At 30.8% G+C, this 22,599-nt stretch carries 25 protein-coding genes; 22 read left to right on the plus strand and 3 right to left on the minus strand.

Annotation, left to right across the window (positions count from 1 at the left end):
- Positions 1-355 precede the first annotated feature (355 nt).
- From ABV008_RS14380 to ABV008_RS14420, 9 genes are all read left to right on the plus strand, one after another.
- Positions 356-532 carry a pyroglutamyl-peptidase I family protein gene (locus tag ABV008_RS14380; protein WP_502929794.1) on the plus strand — a complete coding sequence of 59 codons (177 nt, stop codon included), beginning with the start codon at positions 356-358 and terminating at the stop codon, positions 530-532.
- 106 nt (positions 533-638) lie between these two features.
- Positions 639-1,910 (plus strand): D-serine ammonia-lyase, encoded by a 1,272-nt coding sequence (dsdA, locus tag ABV008_RS14385; RefSeq protein ID WP_352420529.1) that lies wholly within the window; start codon positions 639-641, stop codon positions 1,908-1,910.
- 198 nt (positions 1,911-2,108) lie between these two features.
- Positions 2,109-2,582 (plus strand): spore coat protein, encoded by a 474-nt coding sequence (locus ABV008_RS14390; RefSeq protein ID WP_352420530.1) that lies wholly within the window; start codon positions 2,109-2,111, stop codon positions 2,580-2,582.
- A gap of 131 nt (positions 2,583-2,713) precedes the next feature.
- Positions 2,714-3,850 (plus strand): coiled-coil domain-containing protein, encoded by a 1,137-nt coding sequence (locus tag ABV008_RS14395; RefSeq protein WP_352420531.1) that lies wholly within the window; start codon positions 2,714-2,716, stop codon positions 3,848-3,850.
- 23 nt (positions 3,851-3,873) lie between these two features.
- Positions 3,874-4,557 (plus strand): cell division ATP-binding protein FtsE, encoded by a 684-nt coding sequence (locus ABV008_RS14400; protein WP_352420532.1) that lies wholly within the window; start codon positions 3,874-3,876, stop codon positions 4,555-4,557.
- The gene (locus ABV008_RS14405; RefSeq protein WP_352420533.1) at positions 4,541-5,428 is read left to right on the plus strand and encodes a cell division protein FtsX; all 888 of its coding nucleotides are present in this window, start codon (positions 4,541-4,543) and stop codon (positions 5,426-5,428) included. The genes ABV008_RS14400 and ABV008_RS14405 overlap by 17 nt, the downstream gene beginning before the upstream one ends.
- A gap of 152 nt (positions 5,429-5,580) precedes the next feature.
- A complete protein-coding gene (locus ABV008_RS14410; RefSeq protein ID WP_352420534.1) occupies positions 5,581-5,949 on the plus strand; it encodes a hypothetical protein in 369 nt (122 codons plus the stop codon).
- A 10-nt stretch (positions 5,950-5,959) separates the two neighbouring features.
- Positions 5,960-6,652, plus strand: a complete 693-nt coding sequence (locus ABV008_RS14415; protein WP_352420535.1) for a DUF421 domain-containing protein — start codon at positions 5,960-5,962, stop codon at positions 6,650-6,652.
- Positions 6,653-6,710: 58 nt separating this feature from the next.
- Complete coding sequence (locus ABV008_RS14420; protein ID WP_352420536.1) at positions 6,711-6,920, plus strand: DUF1657 domain-containing protein; 210 nt, start codon at positions 6,711-6,713, stop codon at positions 6,918-6,920.
- 98 nt (positions 6,921-7,018) lie between these two features.
- Here the strand turns inward: ABV008_RS14420 and ABV008_RS14425 are convergent, their stop codons facing one another.
- The 3 genes from ABV008_RS14425 to ABV008_RS14435 form a co-directional block, all read right to left on the minus strand.
- Entirely contained in the window at positions 7,019-7,183 is a 165-nt protein-coding gene (locus ABV008_RS14425) for a molybdopterin dinucleotide binding domain-containing protein (protein WP_502929791.1), read from the minus strand.
- On the minus strand, positions 7,161-7,532 hold the full coding sequence (locus tag ABV008_RS14430; protein WP_502929792.1) for a 2Fe-2S iron-sulfur cluster-binding protein: 372 nt from the start codon (positions 7,530-7,532) through the stop codon (positions 7,161-7,163). The genes ABV008_RS14425 and ABV008_RS14430 overlap by 23 nt, the downstream gene beginning before the upstream one ends.
- Before the next feature lie 183 nt (positions 7,533-7,715).
- Positions 7,716-7,940, minus strand: coding sequence for a YuzB family protein (locus ABV008_RS14435; protein ID WP_352420537.1), 225 nt, complete (start codon positions 7,938-7,940; stop codon positions 7,716-7,718).
- Between the two features lie 209 nt (positions 7,941-8,149).
- Here ABV008_RS14435 and ABV008_RS14440 point away from each other — a divergent pair, with 209 nt between their 5' ends.
- The 13 genes from ABV008_RS14440 (at position 8,150) to ABV008_RS14500 (ending at position 22,475) form a co-directional block, all read left to right on the plus strand.
- Positions 8,150-9,244 (plus strand): DUF3810 domain-containing protein, encoded by a 1,095-nt coding sequence (locus ABV008_RS14440; RefSeq protein ID WP_352420538.1) that lies wholly within the window; start codon positions 8,150-8,152, stop codon positions 9,242-9,244.
- Positions 9,245-9,362: 118 nt separating this feature from the next.
- Positions 9,363-9,665, plus strand: a complete 303-nt coding sequence (locus tag ABV008_RS14445) for a hypothetical protein (protein ID WP_352420539.1) — start codon at positions 9,363-9,365, stop codon at positions 9,663-9,665.
- 588 nt (positions 9,666-10,253) lie between these two features.
- Positions 10,254-11,891 carry a peptide ABC transporter substrate-binding protein gene (locus ABV008_RS14450; RefSeq protein ID WP_352420540.1) on the plus strand — a complete coding sequence of 546 codons (1,638 nt, stop codon included), beginning with the start codon at positions 10,254-10,256 and terminating at the stop codon, positions 11,889-11,891.
- Between the two features lie 145 nt (positions 11,892-12,036).
- On the plus strand, positions 12,037-12,975 hold the full coding sequence (locus ABV008_RS14455) for an ABC transporter permease (RefSeq protein WP_352420541.1): 939 nt from the start codon (positions 12,037-12,039) through the stop codon (positions 12,973-12,975).
- Positions 12,975-13,988, plus strand: coding sequence for an oligopeptide ABC transporter permease (gene opp3C / locus ABV008_RS14460; protein ID WP_352420542.1), 1,014 nt, complete (start codon positions 12,975-12,977; stop codon positions 13,986-13,988). Before ABV008_RS14455 ends, opp3C begins: the two co-directional genes overlap by 1 nt.
- Positions 13,989-14,006: 18 nt before the next feature.
- The gene (locus tag ABV008_RS14465) at positions 14,007-15,056 is read left to right on the plus strand and encodes an ABC transporter ATP-binding protein (protein ID WP_352420543.1); all 1,050 of its coding nucleotides are present in this window, start codon (positions 14,007-14,009) and stop codon (positions 15,054-15,056) included.
- Positions 15,046-15,969 carry an ABC transporter ATP-binding protein gene (locus tag ABV008_RS14470; protein WP_352420544.1) on the plus strand — a complete coding sequence of 308 codons (924 nt, stop codon included), beginning with the start codon at positions 15,046-15,048 and terminating at the stop codon, positions 15,967-15,969. Before ABV008_RS14465 ends, ABV008_RS14470 begins: the two co-directional genes overlap by 11 nt.
- 209 nt (positions 15,970-16,178) lie before the next feature.
- Complete coding sequence (locus ABV008_RS14475) at positions 16,179-18,176, plus strand: S9 family peptidase (RefSeq protein ID WP_352420545.1); 1,998 nt, start codon at positions 16,179-16,181, stop codon at positions 18,174-18,176.
- Positions 18,177-18,248: 72 nt separating this feature from the next.
- Positions 18,249-19,946, plus strand: a complete 1,698-nt coding sequence (locus tag ABV008_RS14480) for a M3 family oligoendopeptidase (RefSeq protein ID WP_352420546.1) — start codon at positions 18,249-18,251, stop codon at positions 19,944-19,946.
- Between the two features lie 180 nt (positions 19,947-20,126).
- The gene (locus tag ABV008_RS14485; RefSeq protein ID WP_352420547.1) at positions 20,127-20,693 is read left to right on the plus strand and encodes a TetR/AcrR family transcriptional regulator; all 567 of its coding nucleotides are present in this window, start codon (positions 20,127-20,129) and stop codon (positions 20,691-20,693) included.
- Positions 20,694-20,779: 86 nt separating this feature from the next.
- Positions 20,780-21,463 carry a hypothetical protein gene (locus ABV008_RS14490; RefSeq protein ID WP_352420548.1) on the plus strand — a complete coding sequence of 228 codons (684 nt, stop codon included), beginning with the start codon at positions 20,780-20,782 and terminating at the stop codon, positions 21,461-21,463.
- A 180-nt stretch (positions 21,464-21,643) separates the two neighbouring features.
- Positions 21,644-22,174, plus strand: coding sequence for a sigma-70 family RNA polymerase sigma factor (locus ABV008_RS14495; protein WP_352420549.1), 531 nt, complete (start codon positions 21,644-21,646; stop codon positions 22,172-22,174).
- On the plus strand, positions 22,167-22,475 hold the full coding sequence (locus tag ABV008_RS14500) for a DUF5345 family protein (RefSeq protein WP_352420550.1): 309 nt from the start codon (positions 22,167-22,169) through the stop codon (positions 22,473-22,475). The genes ABV008_RS14495 and ABV008_RS14500 overlap by 8 nt, the downstream gene beginning before the upstream one ends.
- Positions 22,476-22,599: the final 124 nt, after the last annotated feature.

Consider the following 22,599-nt stretch of genomic DNA (forward strand, 5'->3'; position numbering starts at 1 on the left):
AAAACTTTAAAATAATGTTTACCATAAATACCCTTGAGAGTTATATAATGTTTTGATAAACGACTATAATTATCTATGGTTTAAACGTAAAATCTATAGCAATATTGATAGATAAATAACTATCAATAGAAATAGTTAACAAATATACACAAGATAAGGAGATAAATATAAGTGTTTAACAAATAATTATCAAACAGTAGTTTTATATATGAAGGTTCACATGGTGTGATTAAAAAGCAAATGCCTGTTTCAATTATTATGTTAATATTTCAAATAATAATGGTTTATATGATATGAAAATAGGAGTGTGATACTGTATGAAGATACTTGCTGTGTTTCGCAAGTTTAACCAGAAATTAGAAAAGAGAAATCAGGCGCAGTTATTAGTGTTGGACAGGACGGAGGAAGACCTGATATTATAGTAGAATGTATTGCAATTTACATTGATGATGCTAGAATTAAAGATAATAAAGGAAATCTACCAAAAGATGAAGTTATCTATATTAAACAGTGCAGGAACATTCTTATGTAATAACCTGATGTATGGATTCATCGGGTATTTCTTATGCTATAGAGGCAGTGTTTAGTTAATTAGATAATTTTTAAAGGAGATTACAATATCTTAAGGAGGACCTGCTATGAAAAGAGAAAATTCAGAAATATTAAATGAGTTAAAGCACCTAGAAGAAACAATCTGGTTTAATGAAAATTATAAAAGTTTCTCTGAAGTAAAGAATTCTTTGCCAATTTCCTATGAAGATGTGTTAGATGCTGAGAAGAGACTCAATAGATTTGCTCCTTTTTTGGAAAAGTCATTTCCAGAAACTATAGATGGGATTATTGAATCACCAATTAGTAAAATAGACAACATGAAAAAAAGAATGGAAAAGGACTATAACCAGAAAATTTACGGGAAACTAATTCTTAAAAGAGATGATTTACTTCCAATTGCGGGCTCAATAAAAGCAAGAGGAGGTATATATGAGGTTCTAAAATATGCAGAGGGATTAGCACTTGAAAATAATTTACTTAAATATGATGATAATTATTCTATACTAGCTGAAAACAAGTTCAAAGAATTTTTTTCTAATTATACTGTGCAAGTAGGAAGTACAGGTAATTTGGGGCTAAGTATAGGAATAATAAGTGCAAAATTAGGATTTAAAGTAGCAGTTCATATGTCTTCAGATGCAAAACAATGGAAAAAGGAGCTTTTGCGTGACAAAGGAGCTAAGGTAGTAGAATATTCCTCTGATTACTCAAAGGCAGTGGAAGAAGGACGAAAACTATCTAATGATGATCCAAACAGTTATTTTATAGATGACGAAAACTCAAAGAATTTATTTTTAGGCTATGCAGTTGGGGGAATAAGAATTAGAAAACAATTAGAAAATATGAATATTTTTATTAATCAGGACAATCCGCTTTTTGTATATCTTCCTTGCGGAGTTGGTGGAGGGCCAGGTGGCGTAGCTTATGGCCTCAAGCTAATGTATGGAGATAATGTAAAATGCTTCTTTGCAGAGCCGACTCATTCTCCTGCCATGCTTTTAGGTCTAGTTACTGGGCTTCATGATAAAATTTCTGTACAGGATATTGGCTTAGATAACAAAACTGCAGCAGATGGTTTGGCAGTAGGAAGGCCTTCTTCATTTGTGGGGAAAATAATAGAGAATATGTTAAGTGGTGCTTTTACTATAAATGATGATAAATTATATAAATTTTTATCAACTTTAGTTGATGAAGAAGATATTCTTGTAGAGCCTTCAGCGCTTGCAGGATTTTTAGGTCCTATACTTATTTCTAAAAAACATGAAAATGCTAATATCACTCATATGTGTTGGTCAACAGGAGGCAGTCTAGTACCAGAAGACATAAAGAACAATTATTATATAAAAGGAAAAAAATAGATTTTGAAATGTCATTTATATTTTGTCCTGTTGAAATATTTATCCTAATAGCAAAAGACTTAGTTTAGTACTTTCACGAACTGAGTCTTTATTTTTGTCGTAAAATCAAAAAATTATCTTTTTGCTAATAGTACTATTGCTGTTCATTTAGGAATATAATTTTTTTTATTGTAAATTCTATATATAGGAGGTGGTTAAATGTCACATTTGACTCAAAAAGAAAGATATTTATTAGAGGACCAAAAGAGTCAAGAAGAATTATGTATTAAAAAGTATAATAATTATGCAGAACAAGCACAAGATTCGCAATTGAAGCAGTTATGTACACAACTAGCTCAGCAAGAGCAACAACACCTAAACACTATTAATCAGATACTTAACGGGCAAGTACCTAGTATGAATCAACAACAAGGTCAACAAAATCAGCAAAATTCAAATATGCAAAATATGGCATCTGGACAAACTGGAATGACAAATCAACAGGATGCAGATCTATGTACAGATCTTTTATCAACAGAGAAGTATGTTTCTGGAGCATACGATACAGCAATATTTGAATTTAGAGATGCAAATATTCGTCAGGCTCTAAACCATATTCAAAAAGAAGAGCAACAACACGGAGAGCAAATCTTTAACTACATGCAAAGTAAAGGCATGTATAATCCTAAGTAATGATAGAGAGAAAAATAACACCTAGCATATCAATAAGTGATTGGCTAGGTGTTATTTTTTTATAAAAGGAAATAGCCATATAATGTAGAATATACTATTATTAGTTCTACTAATTGCATGGGGGAGTAAGGATGAGAAAGAAGCATTATTTATTATATATATATATAAGTCTGACTTTTATGATAATCTTGCTATCTTATTTTTCGAATATTGGAATAGCAACTCCAGATATACCTAATGAAGATAAACCTTTGTTGGAAGCTCAAGAAAGGCTAGCTGGAGTTTCTGAAGAGGAGATAAAAGTACTTGAAAATCTTTTCATAATAACACAAGAAATTGAAGAAATGGATAGAAAAAAATCACAGATTTCAGAGGAGATAGAAAATCTCGATGCAGAAGTAAAAAAGATAGAAAATCTTATCACAGTAGAAACACTTGCTTATGAGGATAATCTTAATATTATGGAAAATGTACTTAAAGCCTACCAAAAAAGTGGGCCAGGTTCTTTTATTGAGCTTATACTGAGCTCAGACAGTCTGAAGATTTTGTTACAAAGGCTCAATGCACTAGGAGACATAACAAGAAATACCAACAGCCTGTTAGAATCTCTACAAGAGAGTAAGAGTAAATTAGATGCAGAGAAGAATAATATAATAGAAAAGCTTATTCTTGTTGAAGAACAGCAGAAAAAACTAGAAGAAACTCTTGAGAAAAACATTGCTCTAAAGGAAGAACTAGAAATATATTTAGAATCTTTAGAAGGGGAGAGGACTAAGTACGAGGAATATTTAGCTGAAGTAGAGTTATATTGGTCACAGCTGAAACCATTGTTTATTGAAACTACTAGCATATTTTCAAATATGCTTTATGACACTACTTTTCCATCAGATGCTATAAAAATTGAATTTTCTCTTTTAAGTGTTAAAGGAATGATTGAGGAAAAGACGTTTAAAGAAATTATTGCAAAGCAATCTTTTCCAACGAAGTTAGAGTTTGAATTCTCTAATAACAAATTAGAAGTTATTATGCCTGATAAACATCTTTATCTTGCTGGGAACTTTGAGATTGTAGAAAATAAAAGACTTGTTTTTGTAGTAGATGAAGGAAGCTTTTTTGGAATGCCTCTTGAAAAAACTACTATAGAGGATTTATTTAGTGAAGGCTACATGGAGCTTGACCTAGGCCAGGTCTTGGGTAAGAACAAACTAAAATCTATAAAGATTAATGATGACAATATAGAATTACAAATTACTCCTGTATTTTTCTAATAACTTTTAGGAGGACAACTTATATGATTGAAGCAAAAAACTTATGTTTAAGATATGCCGATGGCACATTGGCATTACAGAATATTAATGTAGAAATAGCGTCAGGTGAAGTAGTATTTATCACTGGGCCTAGTGGTTCAGGAAAAACAAGCTTTTTGAAGCTTTTACTAGGTATGGAGTATCCAACCTCTGGTCATTTAAGCGTCTTAGGTCAGCCCGTTATGAAGGATAGAAATTCTGAAATTAGGCGAATTCGAATGGCTATGGGACCGATTTTTCAAGATTTTAGATTACTTCAGGGTAGAACAGTACTTGAGAATGTTCTTCTGGGTATGCGTTTTTTAGATTTCAATAAAAATCAAATGAGAGCAAACGCCAACGAGGCTATTCAAAGAGTGGGGCTATCTCACAAAACAAATACATCAGTAGATTATCTATCTTGGGGAGAGCGCCAGAGAGTAGCTATAGCAAGGGCAGTAGCTAGAAAACCAAAGTTAATTATTGCAGATGAGCCTACTGGTAACCTAGACAAAGATAATGCATTGAATATTCTAGAACTATTAGCTTCATTTAAGGATAATGATACTACAGTGATTATTACTACCCATGCTACTCACCTAATTGAAAATATTGATGGAGATATATTGATACAAATTGACAAAGGAAATATACAATGGAGATGGTTGAGCCATGAAGAAAATTTTTAAGAATTTAAGCTATTTTTTAAAAGAAACAAGAACAATTATAAAACTAAATTTTCTTTCCAATATATTTTCAATTATTAGTATGGGATTTATATTTTTTATGCTTTCAATTATAGTCTCAGGAGTATGGATTAGTAGTCAAATGGTTGCTTTAATTGAAGGAGAGGCAGAAATCAATGTTTTTTATGATGAAAATTTGGATGATGCAAAGGTTAACAATATTTTAAATGAAATCGAAAACATAAATGGTGCCCGGGAGGTATCCATTATCGATAAAGAAAAAGCCTATAATAGAATGGTAGAAATTATGGGTAATGATGCTGATATATTAGAATTTTTTGACCATAACCCATTTAGCGCCTTTATCGAAGTTAAAATTGAGCTAGAAGAAATGAACTCAATAGTTGAGCAAATTGAGAGAATAAATGATATTGATTATATTAGAGACAATCAAAGTGTCTTAAACAGGCTTAGAAGCATTTCAAGCATTATAAGAGTTTTAGGAATTCTAGTAGTTTCAGCAGTTAGTGTATCTACGTTAGTCATTACATCCCATATTATTAGACAGGGAATATACAATAACAAAGAACAGATTAATACATTAAGGCTTTTAGGTGCACCAGAATCTTTCATAGTGCTACCTTTCTTTTTAGAAGGATTATTTCTAACACTAATAGCAGGTATATTTGCGGTAGCCATGGGAACTATTGCACTTAGATATATTTATATTCAAACAACAGGGCCACTGCCTTTTATACCCCTTCCACCTTTCGAGAGTTTAATTAAAGGAAACATTATTATGACATTGTCTATAAGTATTATTTTAGGTCTTATAGGTAGCTTTTTTGGTCTTGCATCGACAAATAAAAATTGACAGCTACTAAATAAATGTAAAGATTTTTTAAAAAGCGAAGGTGTTTTTATTAAACTACCTTCTTTTTTTCGTTTAATGTGACTCCTTATAAATACATATCATTACCTTTTTATAGCCATAATAAATTTATATTGGTCAAAAGAGGTGAGAATATGAGAAATAATACGGTAAATATTATGTTAATTTCATTAATTGTTATAATATTCCTTGGATACTTTATGATTTTAGATTTAATATTAGCGAATGATATAATAGAACAGCTAAGATTAGCTGAATATTACACGAGAAACGAAAACTGGAATGATGTTACAAAGATAGCTAATGACATTAAAGAATCTTGGAATATAAAAAAATACTATATAATGATTAACTTTGCTGAGGCAGAATATACTGTTTTCGAAAACCATATTAACTATATAATTGGGGGAGCTGAAGGAAAACAACTAGATACAACATTAAGTAATATATTAGCAGCTCAAGATATTTGGAAATATGCAATAAAATTTGTTCCAGAGCCTTAAGGAGGATTCGATGAATACAATCATATATATATTGCGATGCAGTATTATGTTACTAGTAGCATGGACTGGGGTAAGATTACTGGGTAAAAAATCAATATCTGAAATGACAGCTTATGACTTAGCAGCTTTGCTGGTACTTTCAAATGTTGCAGCAGAACCTTTAGTTTATAAAGTAGCATCTAAGGCAACAGTCGGAGTTTTCACCCTAGTACTAATTGCCTTACTTCTAGGTTCTTTGTCACTTAAGAGGTTTTTTTATAATATTGATTCTAAACCAATAATAGTCATTGCTGATGGAAAAATAATTGAAAGGGTGTTAAGAAAAGCTCGTATAAATGTACCTTTACTTATGTCAGAGCTTAGAATTAAAGGTTATCAAAACGTATCTGATATTAAATACGCCATAATAGAGCCTAGTGGAAAGATGTCTGTAATACCTAGCTCCCAGGTTAGTCCTGTTACTCCAAAGGAAATGGGGATACCGACATCACCTGTTAATCTAAGCTTTCCACTTATTATTGATGGAGAAATAGACGAGAAAAATCTTACATTTATAAAAAAAGACAGGAAATGGTTATTGGAACAGCTTCAAGCCTTTGAGGTTGGAAGATTTGATGAAGTTCTTTTAGCCCAGTATGATTCAACAGGACAACTTTTTGTAAATGTCAAAAATAGAGAAATAGAAACTCCCGATATTTATTAATATTTTTAAAAATAATGCAAATACTACCTTTGAAAATCAAAAAATGAGGGGTGATGTTATGACCACAATAAATAAACTTGAACAGGCTTTGGCTAGTGCTAAAGGGTTATCAGCAGACTTGAAGACTTTTTCAATGGATACAGATGACAAAAATGCAAAACAAATGTTCAACATGCTAGCTACGAATGCAGAAAATATGGCTCAAATGCTCCAAAACAGAGTGAATTTTGTAAAGAGTGAGGAACCTCAATATAATCAACAGCAATAGAACAGATATATATAAGAATTAAGGAATTTATATATTATGTGTAAAAGGGCGTGCAGAATTGTTGATTAGCACACCCTTTTAATGTTAATTATAATTATTTAATTAGCCTTTTCTATTCTTACTGCAGCTACCTTAAGTTCTGGTATTTTCGCCAGTGGATCTACTTCTGAATTTGTTAGATAGTTTACTCGTGCATCTGAAAAGTGGAATGGCATAAACAATACATCCTCATCAATTATATCAGTTGCTTTTACCTTTAACACAAAGTAATCCCTTATTCGGTAATACGTTAACAGGCTTTACATCTACTACCTTTTCATTTTTAACTACTAGTTCCATTTGACAGCCTACTCCGCAATATGAGCATGTAGTTTTTACATATTTTAGCTCTTCTAAAATCTTACTTTCTTGATTCTTATTATTGCTTGTTATAGCTATTTCAGCAAATTCTTCATTGAATACCTTAACACATATATTATATGAAGCTTCAGGTTCTAGTCTTTCATCATAGCATAAAGTGGGGATATTTATGCCTACTTGTCTACAAGCTTCAAGTACTGTGATGTTTTCTGAAACTTTATAATCCTTGTTGTTTATATTAATATTTATCATACAATACCTCCTTGACATTTTACATATGGTCCATTTTTCCCAATAATATAAGAATTTATTAGCATTGCAAGAAAGTTGAGTTTCTCATTAGCCATTAATCTTTATTTCAGCATGTTTAAACATTAAAAAAGACAGTATAGGGTACTGTCTTTTTATAAATAAAACTATAAACAATAGTTTTGTCTATCTATATTGTTCTAATATATCTTTAATTTTATTGTATAATTCATCTGGAGTATCTGCTTCAATTAATTCATCATCAACTAAAGCGAAAGGCTCCATAGCACATTCTCCACAATATCCTAAACAAGACTCTACTTCAAATTCTATTCCATCATTTTCTAGCTTTTGAATAACTTCCTCTGCTCCTTGCTCATAATTATTTTCACAAAATTGCACTCTAGCCATCAGTTTCACACTCCTTAATATTATATTGTTCCTGTATATTATTTCATAAATTCTACAAACAATTCATGTTTGGTGAATAAAAAAATAAATTATTGATAGTAATATATTTATATTATAAAATTAAAATATGCCTTTAGAATGATTCGGATAATTTTGTTATCTTAAAATTATGTTTTTTTGACTCTAAGAACAGGGAAGGTTTGATTTTTATGAAAGCAAAGAGAAAAATAAATAGTATATGGTTTACTATGTTACTGCCTATTGGGCTTATTTTAGTTTATGTATCACAAAAAAATCCTAATATAGTCGAAAAATTCTACTCAAGTGGAATATACTTATACTTAGGAACTTTTATTAGTATAGTTACTGGTATTTTACCCTTTTCATTAGCAGAAGTAATAGTAATACTTGGAATAATAATTATTATTATATCAATAATGTGGATTATTTATAAAGTTGCCATAAAAGAGATAAAAATAAATTGTATGTTATTATTTTCTAAAAAGATTTTAATTATCTTTAGTATTATATATTTTACATTTAACTTTTTATGGGGAATTAATTATTATCGCTTGCCATTTTCAAAAATAGCAAACATTAATACGAGGCAAGCAACTATAAAAGAATTGGAATCCTTATGTAATGACTTAATAAGCGAAGTAAATGAACTGCGAGAAAAAATAGATTTAAGTAAAAAAAATAGAACAGCAGAAAATGATTATAGATACATACTAAAAAATGCCTATAAAGGTTATGAAGTAGCTAAAAATATATATCCGGAATTAGGGGGCAATTATGGTAAACCTAAAGCTGTCTTTTTTTCTAAAGCCATGTCGTATATGGGGATAACAGGCATATATTTTCCTTTTACTGGAGAAGCTAATGTGAACATAGATACTCCATATATTTCACTACCTTCAACAGTTACACATGAAATGGCACATCAGAGAGGTTTTGCTCGTGAAGATGAGGCAAATTACATAGCTTATATAACATGCAAGTTTCATCCAGACTTGGATTTTCAGTATTCGGGCTATATTTTAGCTTTAACTCACTCTATGAATGCTCTTTATAGTAGTGATAGAGAAAAATACATCGAGCTTTATGAAAAACTTAGCAAGAACGTAAAAGAAGATTTAATTGGAATTAATAGATATTGGGCAAAATATGAAGGCCCTATAGAAAGAGCCTCTAACAAAATGAACAATGCATATTTAAAATCCAATAACCAAAAAGATGGGGTAAAAAGTTATGGTAGAATGGTAGATCTTCTAATTGCAGAATATAGAATAAAAAAAGAATAAGAGTTGAAAAATAACTTAGGCATATTGCCTAGGTTATTTTTTGTATGAAGACTTAAACGAGATGAGTAAAATTTGCTTTTTAGATAATAATAAGAAGAAATAGGATAAGATGGTAAAATTGGTAGAAAATTTATTACTAACTAATAGTCTAGATAGCAACATTGAGTTGTTTAAGGAAATACTTAAAAGTCATGAAGATATAAACTATAGAATTATTGAAAATATTTATGATAAAAAAATAAGGATTTGCTTAATTTCTGTAGTTGGAATGATAGACAAAGAATTGATATACAAAAGTATTATTAAACCAATTATTTTAACGAATATTCAAGGAATAGACTATTCTAAAAGATATTTCCAAAGAAAGATAGTGAGACATCTAAGGAAAAAAGAAAAAAGTAGTTGCAAAGACTTTTGTTAAAGGCTTAATAATTTCAATTTTATTCTTATGTTCAGCTAAAGGTGTAAGCAAGCTTTTTGGATTTGATGAATATATATTTATTACAACACCCTTAGGAATTTTCATGTTAAACCTTGTTCAGTTTATGTTTAGTGGTACAAGCGAATTTTATAAATTCACCTATCAAACTTGGTCTTATTATGCTATACCCTTTCAAACAATATTTCCATTATTGCCTTTAATACTGACTAAATTGAAGCTAAAAAAATATAATAGTAAAGTAGAAGGACCGCAACTGCTTGGAACGGTTTTTAATTTTGAAAGAAGATATGCAAGTTTGCATGATATTAATTGCAATAAGCACAATAAATAAAATAATTAATTAAAAAATCAAAAAGAAGACAAGCCTCTAAATATTCGAGGGTGGAACAAATTAACAAGCGAGAACACAGCTAGATTAGGCTTTAGTATATGAATAAGGAAAACGATAACATGCAAAATTCAGAAAATTTCTTATTGACAGTCAAATATTTGCTATATATAATAGCTATTATATAAAAAATTCTCTAGAGAAAATTCAAAAAAAAACAAAGGAGGATCTACATTAATATGAGAAAATCATCACAGAAATTAATAACTATTGTATTAGCTTTAACATTGGTATTGTCATTATTTTTATCTGGATGTGGACAAGACACTACAGTAGGTAGTAAAAAATACTTAAGATTAGCAAAGGATGTTGACTTAGAATCTATGGATCAACATGTTGCTACAGATGAATTGTCCTTCGAATCAATTGCAGCAACAATTGAAGGATTAAATACTTTGGATAAGGATGGAAATATCATTCCAGCCATAGCCCTATCAGATGAGGTAAGCGATGACGGTTTAACATATACTTTTAGGCTTAGAGAAGATGCAAAGTGGTCAAATGGTGATCCTGTAACAGCCAAAGATTTTGTATATAGTTGGAGGAGATTAGTAGATCCTAAAACTGCAAGTACGTATAATTTTATTATGGACGTTGCAGGAGTAAAAAATGCAGCTAAAGTCGTAGCTGGAGAGCTTCCAAAAGAAGAGTTAGGAATAGAGGCCATTGATGAGTACATTTTGAAAGTAACATTAGAAAGACCAACACCATACTTTAGATCTCTTACTACTTTTGCACCATTTTTCCCATTGAATGAAAAATTTGTAACAGAAAATGGTGAAAAGTATGCTCTTGAGCCAGAAAATCTATTAGCTAATGGACCATTCAAAATTGTTGAATGGAACAAAGGTTACGGATATAAACTAGACAAGAATCCAGATTATTATGATTCTAAGAATATAAAGATTGATGGAATAGAATTTCGTATTATAAAAGATAATCAAACTGCAGCGTTGAAATTTGAGTCAAATGAACTAGATGTTGTGAAACTATCATCTGAGCTTGTTGACAAATACAAATCACAGCCAAGCTTTAATCAAGTAAGTGGCGGATTTACATGGTACATGTCATTTAATCAAGATAAAGAAATATTTAATAATGTTAATGTACGTAAGGCAATTAGTCATGCAATTAACAAGGAACATATTGCTAATAAAATATTAAATGATGGTTCTGTAGTAGCAGATTTTTTTGTTCCTATAGGATTATCAACTGGACCTGACGGAAAAGACTTCCGTGAAACTTCAGGCACTTATTCTAAGTATGATAAAGAGTTAGCATTAGAGTATTGGAATAAAGCTAAATCAGAGCTAGGAAAAGATAATGCTGAGATTGAAATACTGTTTGATGATGCAGAGTCAGTTAAGAAAATATCAGAGTTTATTCAAGCAGAACTTGAAACTAATTTACCAGGTTTAACTGTTAAACTAAAGGCACAGCCAAAGAAAAATCGCCTACAGTTAATGCGTGAAGGAAACTTTGAAGTTGGTATTACTCGTTGGGGTCCAGATTATGCGGATCCACTAACTTACCTGGAATTATTCTTAAGTGATTCATCTCAAAATACTCCTAATTACTCAAATCAAGACTACGATAAGTATGTAAATGATGCTAGCCGCGGTAAGTTAGCAGGTGACCCAGAAGGACGATGGGAAGCTATGAAGGAAGCTGAGAAAATATTATTAGAGAATGATGCTGTAATAGCTCCAATTTATCAGAGTGGCTCTGCTTTATTGATTAATCCTAAAGTAAAAGGTATAGAGAATCATAGTGTTGGAACAACATTTATTTATAAAAACGTGGAAATAAATGAATAGTAGCATTGATTTATGTATATAAAGCACATTTGTATTTTTAAATTAATAAAAGTACTAGGAAAATATAGCATAAGTGCCATAGCCTAAATAGGTCTATGGCCTACCTTATAGCTATTCTATTAAGCGCAGAAAGGAGCTGATTGATATGCTTAAATATATTCAGAAGAGATTGATTATTTCATTAGTCACATTATTTATTATTTTAACAGTTCTTTTTTTATTACTGGAGTTAATGCCTGGTTCTCCATTCAATGATGAAAAGCTAAACCCTGAACAGCGTACTCTGTTATATGAAAAATACAACTTAGATAAACCATTATATATAAGATATATAGCATATTTGAAAAACATTGTATTGAAAGGCGATTTTGGAAACTCCTATACAATACAAAAAGATGCTCCTGTATCTGATTTATTAAAAGGCAGATTATCTATTTCCGTAAAGTTAGGTATACAGGCTCTAATATTAGGTTCGTTTATAGGACTATTTTTTGGAATTATAGCTGCAATCAAGAAGAATTCGAAAATAGATACTCTAACAACAGTATTTGCCGTAATCGGAATATCGGTGCCATCATATGTGTTTGCGTTAGGGCTAAGTTATTTTTTAGGTTACAAATTAAAACTTTTTCCTTTTACCTATGATATTTATAAGTCTTTTGAGTCAAGCATTCTTCCAACTATTGCATTATCCATGTTTGTTATAGCAACAGTTGCTAGATTCATGAGAACAGAGCTTGTAGAAGTGCTAGGTTCTGAATATATTTTATTAGCAGAAGCAAAAGGATTAAAGGCTAAAAATGTAATTATGCGACATTCTGTAAGAAATGCACTGATACCAGTAGTTACAGTACTAGGACCAATTACTGTAAGTCTTATGACTGGCTCTCTAGTTACTGAAAGGATTTTTGGAATACCTGGCATTGGAGATTTGTTAGTAACTGCAATTAGTGTAAATGATTTTAATGTAGTAATTTCAATAGCTTTTTTTTATAGTATGTTTTATATTCTAATGATGTTGATAATAGATGTTTTATACGGGATAATCGATCCTAGAATTCGTGTAGCAAAGGAGGCAAACTAATGGAAAACTTAAGAACATATTTTCATAACAGCTCCTTTGAAAGAGTTTTTAGAGATGAAAAGATACAAACTGATGTTGTTTACGAGGGAGTAAGTTTTTGGAAAGACGTTAGTTTAAGGTTCAGCCAAAATAAGGGTGCATTAATAGGATTAATACTAATATCAATAATTATTGCATTAGCCTTTTTAGGACCACAAATGAATCCTCATACTTATAAAAGTATAAAAACAGAACATATGAACCTGCCACCTAGAATACCAGTAATTGAAAAGCTTGGTATATTCGATGGAGAAATTAATGGAGTAAATGTGTATAAAGAAAATGGATTTGACGAAGTGTATTATTGGTTTGGTACTGACAATTTAGGTAGAGATATTTGGACAAGAGTTTGGGTTGGAACTCAAGTATCCTTATATATAGCTTTTTTAGCACTAGCAATAGATATGGTTATAGGAATGAGCTATGGACTTATTTCAGGTTATATAGGTGGATATGTGGATATATTTATGCAAAGATTTATTGAAATCTTAAGCGGTATTCCAAATCTTGTAGTAGTTACCTTGTTTGTTATGGTATTAAATCCGGGGATATTGTCAATCTCTTTAGCACTAGTTATAACAGGCTGGATAGGAATGAGCAGGGTTGTACGTTCACAAGTTTTAAAGCTAAAGGAATTAGACTTTATCTTGGCATCAAGAACACTAGGATCAAGTACCTTAGAAATAATTAGAAAAGATTTGTTTCCTAATATTTTTGGACAAGTTATTGTTATGAGCATGTTTTCGATTCCTAGTTCTATTTTTTATGAATCATTCTTAGCTTTCATTGGACTAGGTATACAGCCACCAATGGCTTCACTAGGTGTGCTAATCAATGATGGATACAAGTCTATATTGATATATCCACATATAATTGTAGCTCCAGTTATTGTTTTAGCAGTGCTAATGCTAAGTTTCAACTTATTAGCTGATGGTTTAAGAGATGCATTAGATCCAAAGATGAAAGCAAATTAGACGAAAGAGGGTGGAATCATGAAAGAAAAAATACTAGAAGTTAAAGACCTTCATGTATCCTTTAAGACACATAATGGTGAAATCAAAGCGATTAGAGGTGCTAGTTTTGATTTATACAAAGGAGAGACCTTAGCAATTGTAGGAGAGAGCGGTTCAGGAAAATCAGTAACAACTAAAGTACTAATGGGCATTCTCGCTAAAAATGGAATTATTGAAAGTGGAGAAGTATTGTATAAAGATAAAGACCTAACGAAACTGCAAAAAAATGAAATGGTTTCTATAAGAGGAAAAGAAATAGCGATGATATTTCAAGATCCTATGACATCATTAAATCCAACAATGACTGTAGGGTATCAGATTGCTGAAAGTGTAATAGAGCATCAGAAACTTAGCAAATCTGATGCAAAGGAAAAAGCTATAGAGCTAATTCAGCTTGTAGGAATAACTGAGCCTGAAAAGAGATATAAGCAGTATCCCCATCAGTTAAGCGGAGGTATGAGACAAAGGATTGTGATAGCTATAGCACTTGCGTGTAATCCAAAGATATTAATTGCTGACGAACCTACTACTGCTCTTGATGTTACTATACAGGCGCAAATATTAGATTTAATAAAAGAATTGCAAAGTAAAATAGGACTTTCTATTATTTTTATTACACACGATCTAGGAGTAGTTGCAAATATTGCCGATAGAGTTGCTATAATGTATGCTGGTAAAATAGTAGAGTATGGGACTTCAGAAGAAATATTTTTTGATCCACGTCATCCATATACATGGGGGCTATTGGCTTCTGTACCTGACATGGAAAACCAGCAAAATGAATTATATGCCATACCAGGGACACCACCAAATATGCTTTATCCACCTATAGGAGATGCTTTTGCTTTAAGAAGTGATTTTGCGCTTAAAATTGATTTTGAAAAAGAGCCTCCTTTTTTCAAAATATCTGATACTCATTATGCTGCAACATGGCTTTTACATGAAAAGGCGCCTAAGGTTCAAATGCCTAGCATGTTAAAAGAGAGGATTGAAGCAATGAAAAAGGAGGCGACATCAAATGTCTGTTAATAAAGAAATTATATTGGATATAAAAAACTTAAAGCAACATTTTAGACTTGATAGAAAAAATGTTTTGAAAGCGGTAGATGATGTGTCTTTTACTGTAAATAAAGGTGAAACCTTTGGTCTTGTAGGTGAAAGTGGATCGGGAAAATCTACAACAGGTAGAAGTATAATAAGACTTTATAACCCAACTGCAGGCGAGATGACATTTTGTGGGAAAAGGATATCTGGAGACATTGATAGAGCTACTGAGAAGATGCTAAGAACAAAAATGCAAATGATATTCCAAGATCCTATGGCTTCTTTGAATCCTAGAAAAACAGTTTTAGATATAGTTGCTCAAGGATTAGATATTCATAAACTTTATAAGTCTAAGGAAGAAAGGACAGAAAAGGTATATAACATTCTAGAAACTGTAGGATTATCTAGAGAACATGCTCACAGATATCCACATGAATTTAGTGGAGGGCAAAGACAAAGAATAGGTATAGCAAGAGCTTTGGTTATGGAACCTGATTTTGTAATTGCAGATGAAGCAATAAGTGCTTTGGATGTTTCTATTCAGGCGCAGGTTATAAACTTGCTAAAGAAACTGCAAAAAGAAAGGAACTTAACATATATATTTATTGCCCACGATCTTTCAATGGTAAAATATATTAGTGACAAAATTGGAGTCATGCATCTAGGTAAAATGGTTGAACTAGGTCCAGCAGACGCCATATATAACAGAGCTACGCATCCTTATACTAAATCCCTGTTATCGGCAATTCCTCATCCAAACCCTATTTTAGAGAGAACTAGAAAAAGGATTCATTATGATAAATCGAATATTGACTATGATAAAGGAGAGCTTATCGAAATAGATAAGGGGCATTTTGTTCTAGGAACTAAGGAAGAAATAAAACAATGGACATTTTGATTATATTCAAGAATTTTGTATACGAAAGGCCGCAGTTTCTTTGATTTATTTACAAAGATTCTATGGCCTTTTAAATTGTTTGATTTTAGATATTAATATTTTTAATCTAAATAAATATAATTATTTCTTGAGTCATAAACTATATCCTTTTTTATAAAATAATGTATAATATATTTAGGGACTCAAAATAATTAATCGGAGGTATGATTATGGAAAATCTAAGACTAGATGATTTTACTAGGTACAAGTTTTTATCCGGCATTAAAGCTTCGCCTTTAGGACAATATATAGGCTTCGTCCTTCATCAAATGGATGTAGAGGAAAATAAGTATCTTTCCAATATCTATATCTATGATTTGAAAAATAAGATTCCTATTAAATTAACTTCTTTAGACGAAGAAAGGTCATTTATGTGGAAGGATGAAAACACACTTTTATTTCCTTCAATACGTAATAAAAAAGACAAGGAAAGAAAAGAAAGAGGAGAAGCATTTACTACATATTATGAAATATGCTTAAAAGGTGGGGAAGCTAATAAAGCTTATGAAGTTCCTCTTAACGTTACTAATCTAGATATTTTAGATGAGCAACGTTTATTGTTAACAGCTGTATATGACCATAATTATCCTAATCTAGATGGTTTGACTAATGAAGAAAAGGAAAAAGCTCTTAAGAAAGTTAAAGAGAACAAGGACTATGAAATATTAGATGAGATACCATTTTGGTTAAATGGACAAGGCTTTATAAATAAAAAGAGAAACAGATTATATATTTACGACATAAAAGAAAATAAGACTGTAGCTATAACTGATGAATATTCAGATGTAAGTAGTTATAAGCTTAATAAAGAAAAGACTAAGGCAGTTATAATCGCATCGACTTATACAGATAAAATGGAAAAAAAATCAGATATATATATTTATGATATAGCAAATAATAATTTGAAAAATATATCTATGGAAACTCAATTTATGTATTCCTCTGCAAATTTTCTAGGAGATAAAATTATATTTACTGGACATGATAGTAAATCCTACGGTATTAATGAAAATCCCAATTTCTATACAATAAACATAGATGGTTCAAATGTTAAAAAAATATCTAAAGATTTTGATTTTAGCATTTGGAACTCGGTAGGCTCTGATTGTAGATATGGCGGAAGTCAGTCAATGAAGATCGATGGTCAATATTTGTACTTCGTAACTACTGAATGGAATAGTACATTTATTAATAGAATTGACATCAATGGAAAGATAGAAAAGGTATCCAATGGGAAAGGTTCTATTGATGGATTTGATGTACTAGATAATAATATTCATTTTATAGGACTAAGGGGCCTTAAATTACAAGAGCTATATTCACTAGATAATGGAGAGGAAAAGCAATTAACACATTTCAATGATTGGGTATTAGAAGAAAAGAAGGTATCAATTCCTGAGAGATTATCATTTACAGTAGAAGATAATATAATTATTGAGGGATGGGTATTGAAGCCTGTTGATTATAAAGAAAGTGAAAAATATCCTGCAATATTTGATATTCATGGTGGTCCTAAAACAGCTTATGGTGAAGTTTTTTTTCATGAGATGCAGTATTGGGCTAATGAAGGCTATGTAGTTTTCTTCTGTAATCCAAGAGGAAGCGATGGCAGAGGCAACCAATTTGCAGATATTCGTGGAAAGTATGGCACTATAGATTATGATGATTTAATGAAATTTACTGATATAGTATTAGAAAAATATCCTTGCATAGATAAGGACAGAGTTGGTGTAACTGGTGGCTCATATGGAGGATTTATGACAAATTGGATTATAGGACATACAAACAGATTTAAGGCAGCGGCTTCTCAAAGAAGTATATCAAACTGGATTTCCAAATTTGCTACTACTGATATAGGCTATTATTTTGTGGATGACCAAAATTCTGCTACACCTTGGTCAAGCTATGAAAAGTTATGGTTCCATTCCCCAATGAAATATGCAGATAAAGTAACTACACCAACACTATTTATACACTCTGAAGAGGATTATCGTTGCTGGTTACCAGAAGGCATTCAAATGTTTACTTCATTAAAGTATCATGGAGTTGAGTCTAGACTTTGTATGTTTAAAGGAGAAAGTCATGAGCTAAGTAGGTCAGGCAAGCCAAAGCATAGAATAAAAAGACTAGAAGAGATTACAAATTGGTTTAATGAACATTTAAAATAAAAACCAAAGATATAGTTTTTTTCTCCATAATGTGGTAATATTATACTGATTATATGTTAAGGAGGAGTTTTGATGATTAAGTTTAAAGATTATGAATATATAAGACCTGATTTAAGTAGAATTGGGGAACAATTTGAAGGCCTATTGTTAAGGTTTAGCGGCGCAGAATCCTTTGAAGAACAAAATCAAATAATGGCTGAAATAAACAAGATTCGTTCTAATGTAGAAACTATGGAGAACTTAGTCTATATTAGGCACTCAATCAATACAGAAGATGAATTTTATGCAAAAGAACAGGACTTTTTAGATGAGAACATGCCTAAATATCAAAATATAGTATCTAAATTTTATAAGGCTTTAGTTAGCTCAAAATTTAGGAAAGAACTAGAAAAGGCTTGGGGAAAACAAATATTTACATTAGCTGAAATGCAATTAAGAACTTTTTCAGAAGAAATCATAGAGGATTTAGTAAAAGAAAATAAACTTGTAACCGAGTACGATAAGCTTATTGCATCAGCTAAAATAGACTTTGAAGGTGAAGAAAGAAATCTAAGCCAAATGGCACCGTTTATGCAATCGAAAGACAGAGCTATGAGAAAAAAAGCCTATGAAACTTATATTAATTTCTTTAAGGAAAATGAATCTAAATTTGATAAAATCTATGATAATCTAGTTAAAGTAAGGACTACAATGGCTAAAAAACTAGGTTATGAAAATTATGTAGATATGGGTTATGCTCGTATGTCTAGGTCTGATTATAACGCTGAAATGGTAGCAAACTATAGGAAACAAGTATATGAAGATTTAGTTCCTGTTGTAATTGAATTGAAGGATAGACAAAGAAAAAGACTATGTCTAGATGAATTTAAATACTATGATGAACCATTAGAGTACACTACAGGTAATGCTACACCTAAGGGTGAACCTAAGTGGATTATAGAAAATGGCAAGAAAATGTATAAAGAATTATCAAAAGAAACAGACGAATTCTTTACTTTTATGGTAGAGAGAGAATTACTAGACTTAGTAAGTAAAAAAGGAAAGATGAGTGGAGGTTACTGTACTTATATTCCTGAATATAAATCTCCATTTATATTCTCAAATTTTAATGGAACAAGTGGAGACGTAGATGTGCTTACTCATGAAGCAGGTCACGCTTTTCAATCTTATTTAAGTAGAGATTATGAAGTTCCAGAGTACAGCTTTCCTACATTAGAAGCATGTGAAATTCACTCTATGAGCATGGAATTTATTACATGGCCTTGGATGGAATTATTCTTCGAAGATGAGGTAGATAAATATAAATTTAGCCATTTAAGTGGAGCAGTAAACTTTATACCTTATGGAGTTACTGTAGACGAATTTCAACATTTTGTTTATGAAAGACCAGAAGCGACTCCAAAGGAAAGAAAAGCTAAATGGAGAGAAATAGAGCGTAAGTACTTACCATTTAGGGACTATGAAGATAATGATTTGTTAAATCGTGGAGGTTACTGGTTTAGACAAGGTCATATATTTGCAAGTCCATTCTATTATATAGACTACACACTAGCTCAAGTTTGTGCTTTCCAATTTTGGATTAAAATTAACCAAGATAAAGAAAAAGCTTGGGAAGACTACATTAGACTATGTAAAGCAGGAGGAAGCAAGCCTTTCCTAGAATTAGTAGAACTAGCGAACTTAGAAAATCCATTTGTAGATGGCACAATTAAAAAAGTAGTTGGTCCTATAAAAGAATGGTTAGATAAAATAGATGATAAAAAATTCTAAACAATATTAATTATAATTAGATTATAAGAACTATTATTAAATCAGACTGTAACGAGAGTTACAGTCTGTTCTGCATACAGGAATCAGATATCAAGGTGTAAGTACAAAAATAAATTCTTTGACAAAGTAGACCTATTTGTTGTACAATTAATATGAACATTGTTCATGAGGTGGTACAAAGTGGAGAACAACAACAACAATTTTAAAGATGTTATTTTATCAGCTGCCAAAGATATCGCTACAAAGCAAGGAATTACAAAAATAAATATTCGTTCTGTTGCAAAAACCAGCGGTATTGCTATTGGAACTGTATATAATTACTTTCCTTCAAAAGGAGATTTATTAGTAGCAGTTATCGAGGATTTTTGGGAAGATGCTTTTAAAAATATAGATTGGGAGAGTTTTTCACGTAACAATTTTTATGATAATCTAGAGAAGATTTACAATATATTATGTACTTATTTAAATAAATTTAAGGAAAACTGGCTAGATCAGCTTGCTCTTCTAAAAGCACAAGAAAAAAAGCTTGGTAGGCAAAGACAAAATGAATATTTTCAAAAAATCTGTAGTAGAATTATAGCTTTAATGAACATGGATGAAAAACTAAAACAGTATCAATGGACTGAGATTGTATCAAAAGAAAAAATGTCAGAATTTATTTTCGAAAACATGCTAATAATGCTTAGAAAAGGTGAAACTGATATTAGTTTTTTTATAGCGATTTTAAATAAAATAATGTCCGATTAAAAGTCATATATAATATGATTTTTAATTTAAACAAAAATGAACATTGTTCACATGCTTTAATAAAATTTAATTAAGAGGTGATTAATATGCAAGCAATTATGGAAACTTTATTTGATGCAGTTTATTTGATTGGTGTTATAACTGTAGGGATAATAATGGTAACTAAAGCTAAAGGAAATAAGCAGTTTAAGCTATTTGGTTTGATGGCGGTTTTACTTGGAGCAGGTGATGCATTTCATCTAATACCTAGGTCATATGCTTTACTTACAACAGGCTTAGAAGCAAATGCTGCTGCACTTGGAATTGGAAAATTTATAACATCTATTACTATGACAATATTTTATGTCATACTATATCATATATGGAGACAGCGTTATAATATTGAAGGACGAAAAGGACTTACATTATCAATTTATGCTTTAAGTATTATAAGAATAGCATTGTGCTTTTTCCCTCAAAATGACTGGTTAAACTATAATGCACCTGTTTCTTGGGGAATATATAGGAATCTTCCTTTTGCTATAATGGGTATCATCATTATTTGTATTTTTTATTCTGAAGTTAAAAAACATACTGATGAGAATTTCAGATTTATGTGGCTTGCAATTGTGTTATCCTTTGCTCTATATATGCCCGTTGTGCTATGGGCTACTACAATAAGATGGATTGGAATATTGATGATACCAAAAACTCTAGCATACGTTTGGATAGTAATTATGGGATTCAAAGAGTTTAGGGCTAATTTAAATAAAGAACAGTATAAGAGTTAAATTAATATCACAATTTAAGATTTTTCTAAACTGAATTTTAGCTTGTTTAATAAATGCTTCTAAGTTAATATTTATATTAACTTAGAAGCGTTTTAATTTTGAGGATATTTTATTACTAAGTGAACAAAACATTAAACTAAATCGTATAACAGATGTAAAGACTTTAAAGAGGTGATGCAGTTGAATGAAAAGACAATTGAATTAGTAAAATCTGCTCAAAGTGGCAACAGATATGCTTTTGCACAATTGCTTCATGAAAGCTATTCAACTGTCTATAAATACCTTCTTAAATTGACACTAGATGAACATGAAGCACAAGATATTACTCAGGATACCATGGTGAAAGCAATAGAAAGAATAAACTCATATAATCATAATAAGTCTTCATTCACTACATGGATGATTACAATAGCCAAAAATATTTTTATAGATAGTACTAGAAAACGAAAGCGTTTTGAAAAATATAAGCTTGAAAATTTGTATGCTGGACAGCTATACACATCTTTAGATGAATTTTTAGAAAATGATGAAATCATTTCTTCCATTAACAAACTTTCACCTAAACTTAAAGCACCTATAATATTAAAATATGGATTTGATTTTTCTTATGAGGAAATTGCTAACTACATGAAAATTCCTATAGGGACTGTGAAATCAAGGATTTCAAATGGAGTGAAAGCTATTAGGAAGGAGTTGAAATCTTATGAATAATAATTCTATAGAAAAAGGGATAAAGGAAGCAATAGAAAAGATTGATTCTATTGATATAAAAGAACCTGATTTAAACTGGTTTGCTGATCTAGTTTCAGACGAACAACTTAAAATAGCCAAGAAGCAAAACAAACAATTGTCTATTTTCTGTGCTTTAGCAGCAGTTGTTATTACTTTTTTATTCTCATTATACAATTTTCTTTTTTCTGCCTTTGTAATTATGCAAGCTATATCATTAATAGTTCCTATTATAGTATTTATAGTAACAAAGATAGTATCAAAGGAGGCCAGAATCCTATGACACATTCAGGTTTTTTTAAGGGTTATCCTGTATGGGCTTCAGTTATTTTGCTATCCTTATTAGCTTTAATAATGTTTAGTCAAGCCTTGTGGCTTTTTAGAAACGCACAAAAACGTGGGATTTT

This window comes from Proteiniborus sp., from assembly GCF_040308045.1.
In the GTDB taxonomy this organism is placed as follows: Bacteria; Bacillota; Clostridia; order Tissierellales; family Proteiniboraceae; genus Proteiniborus.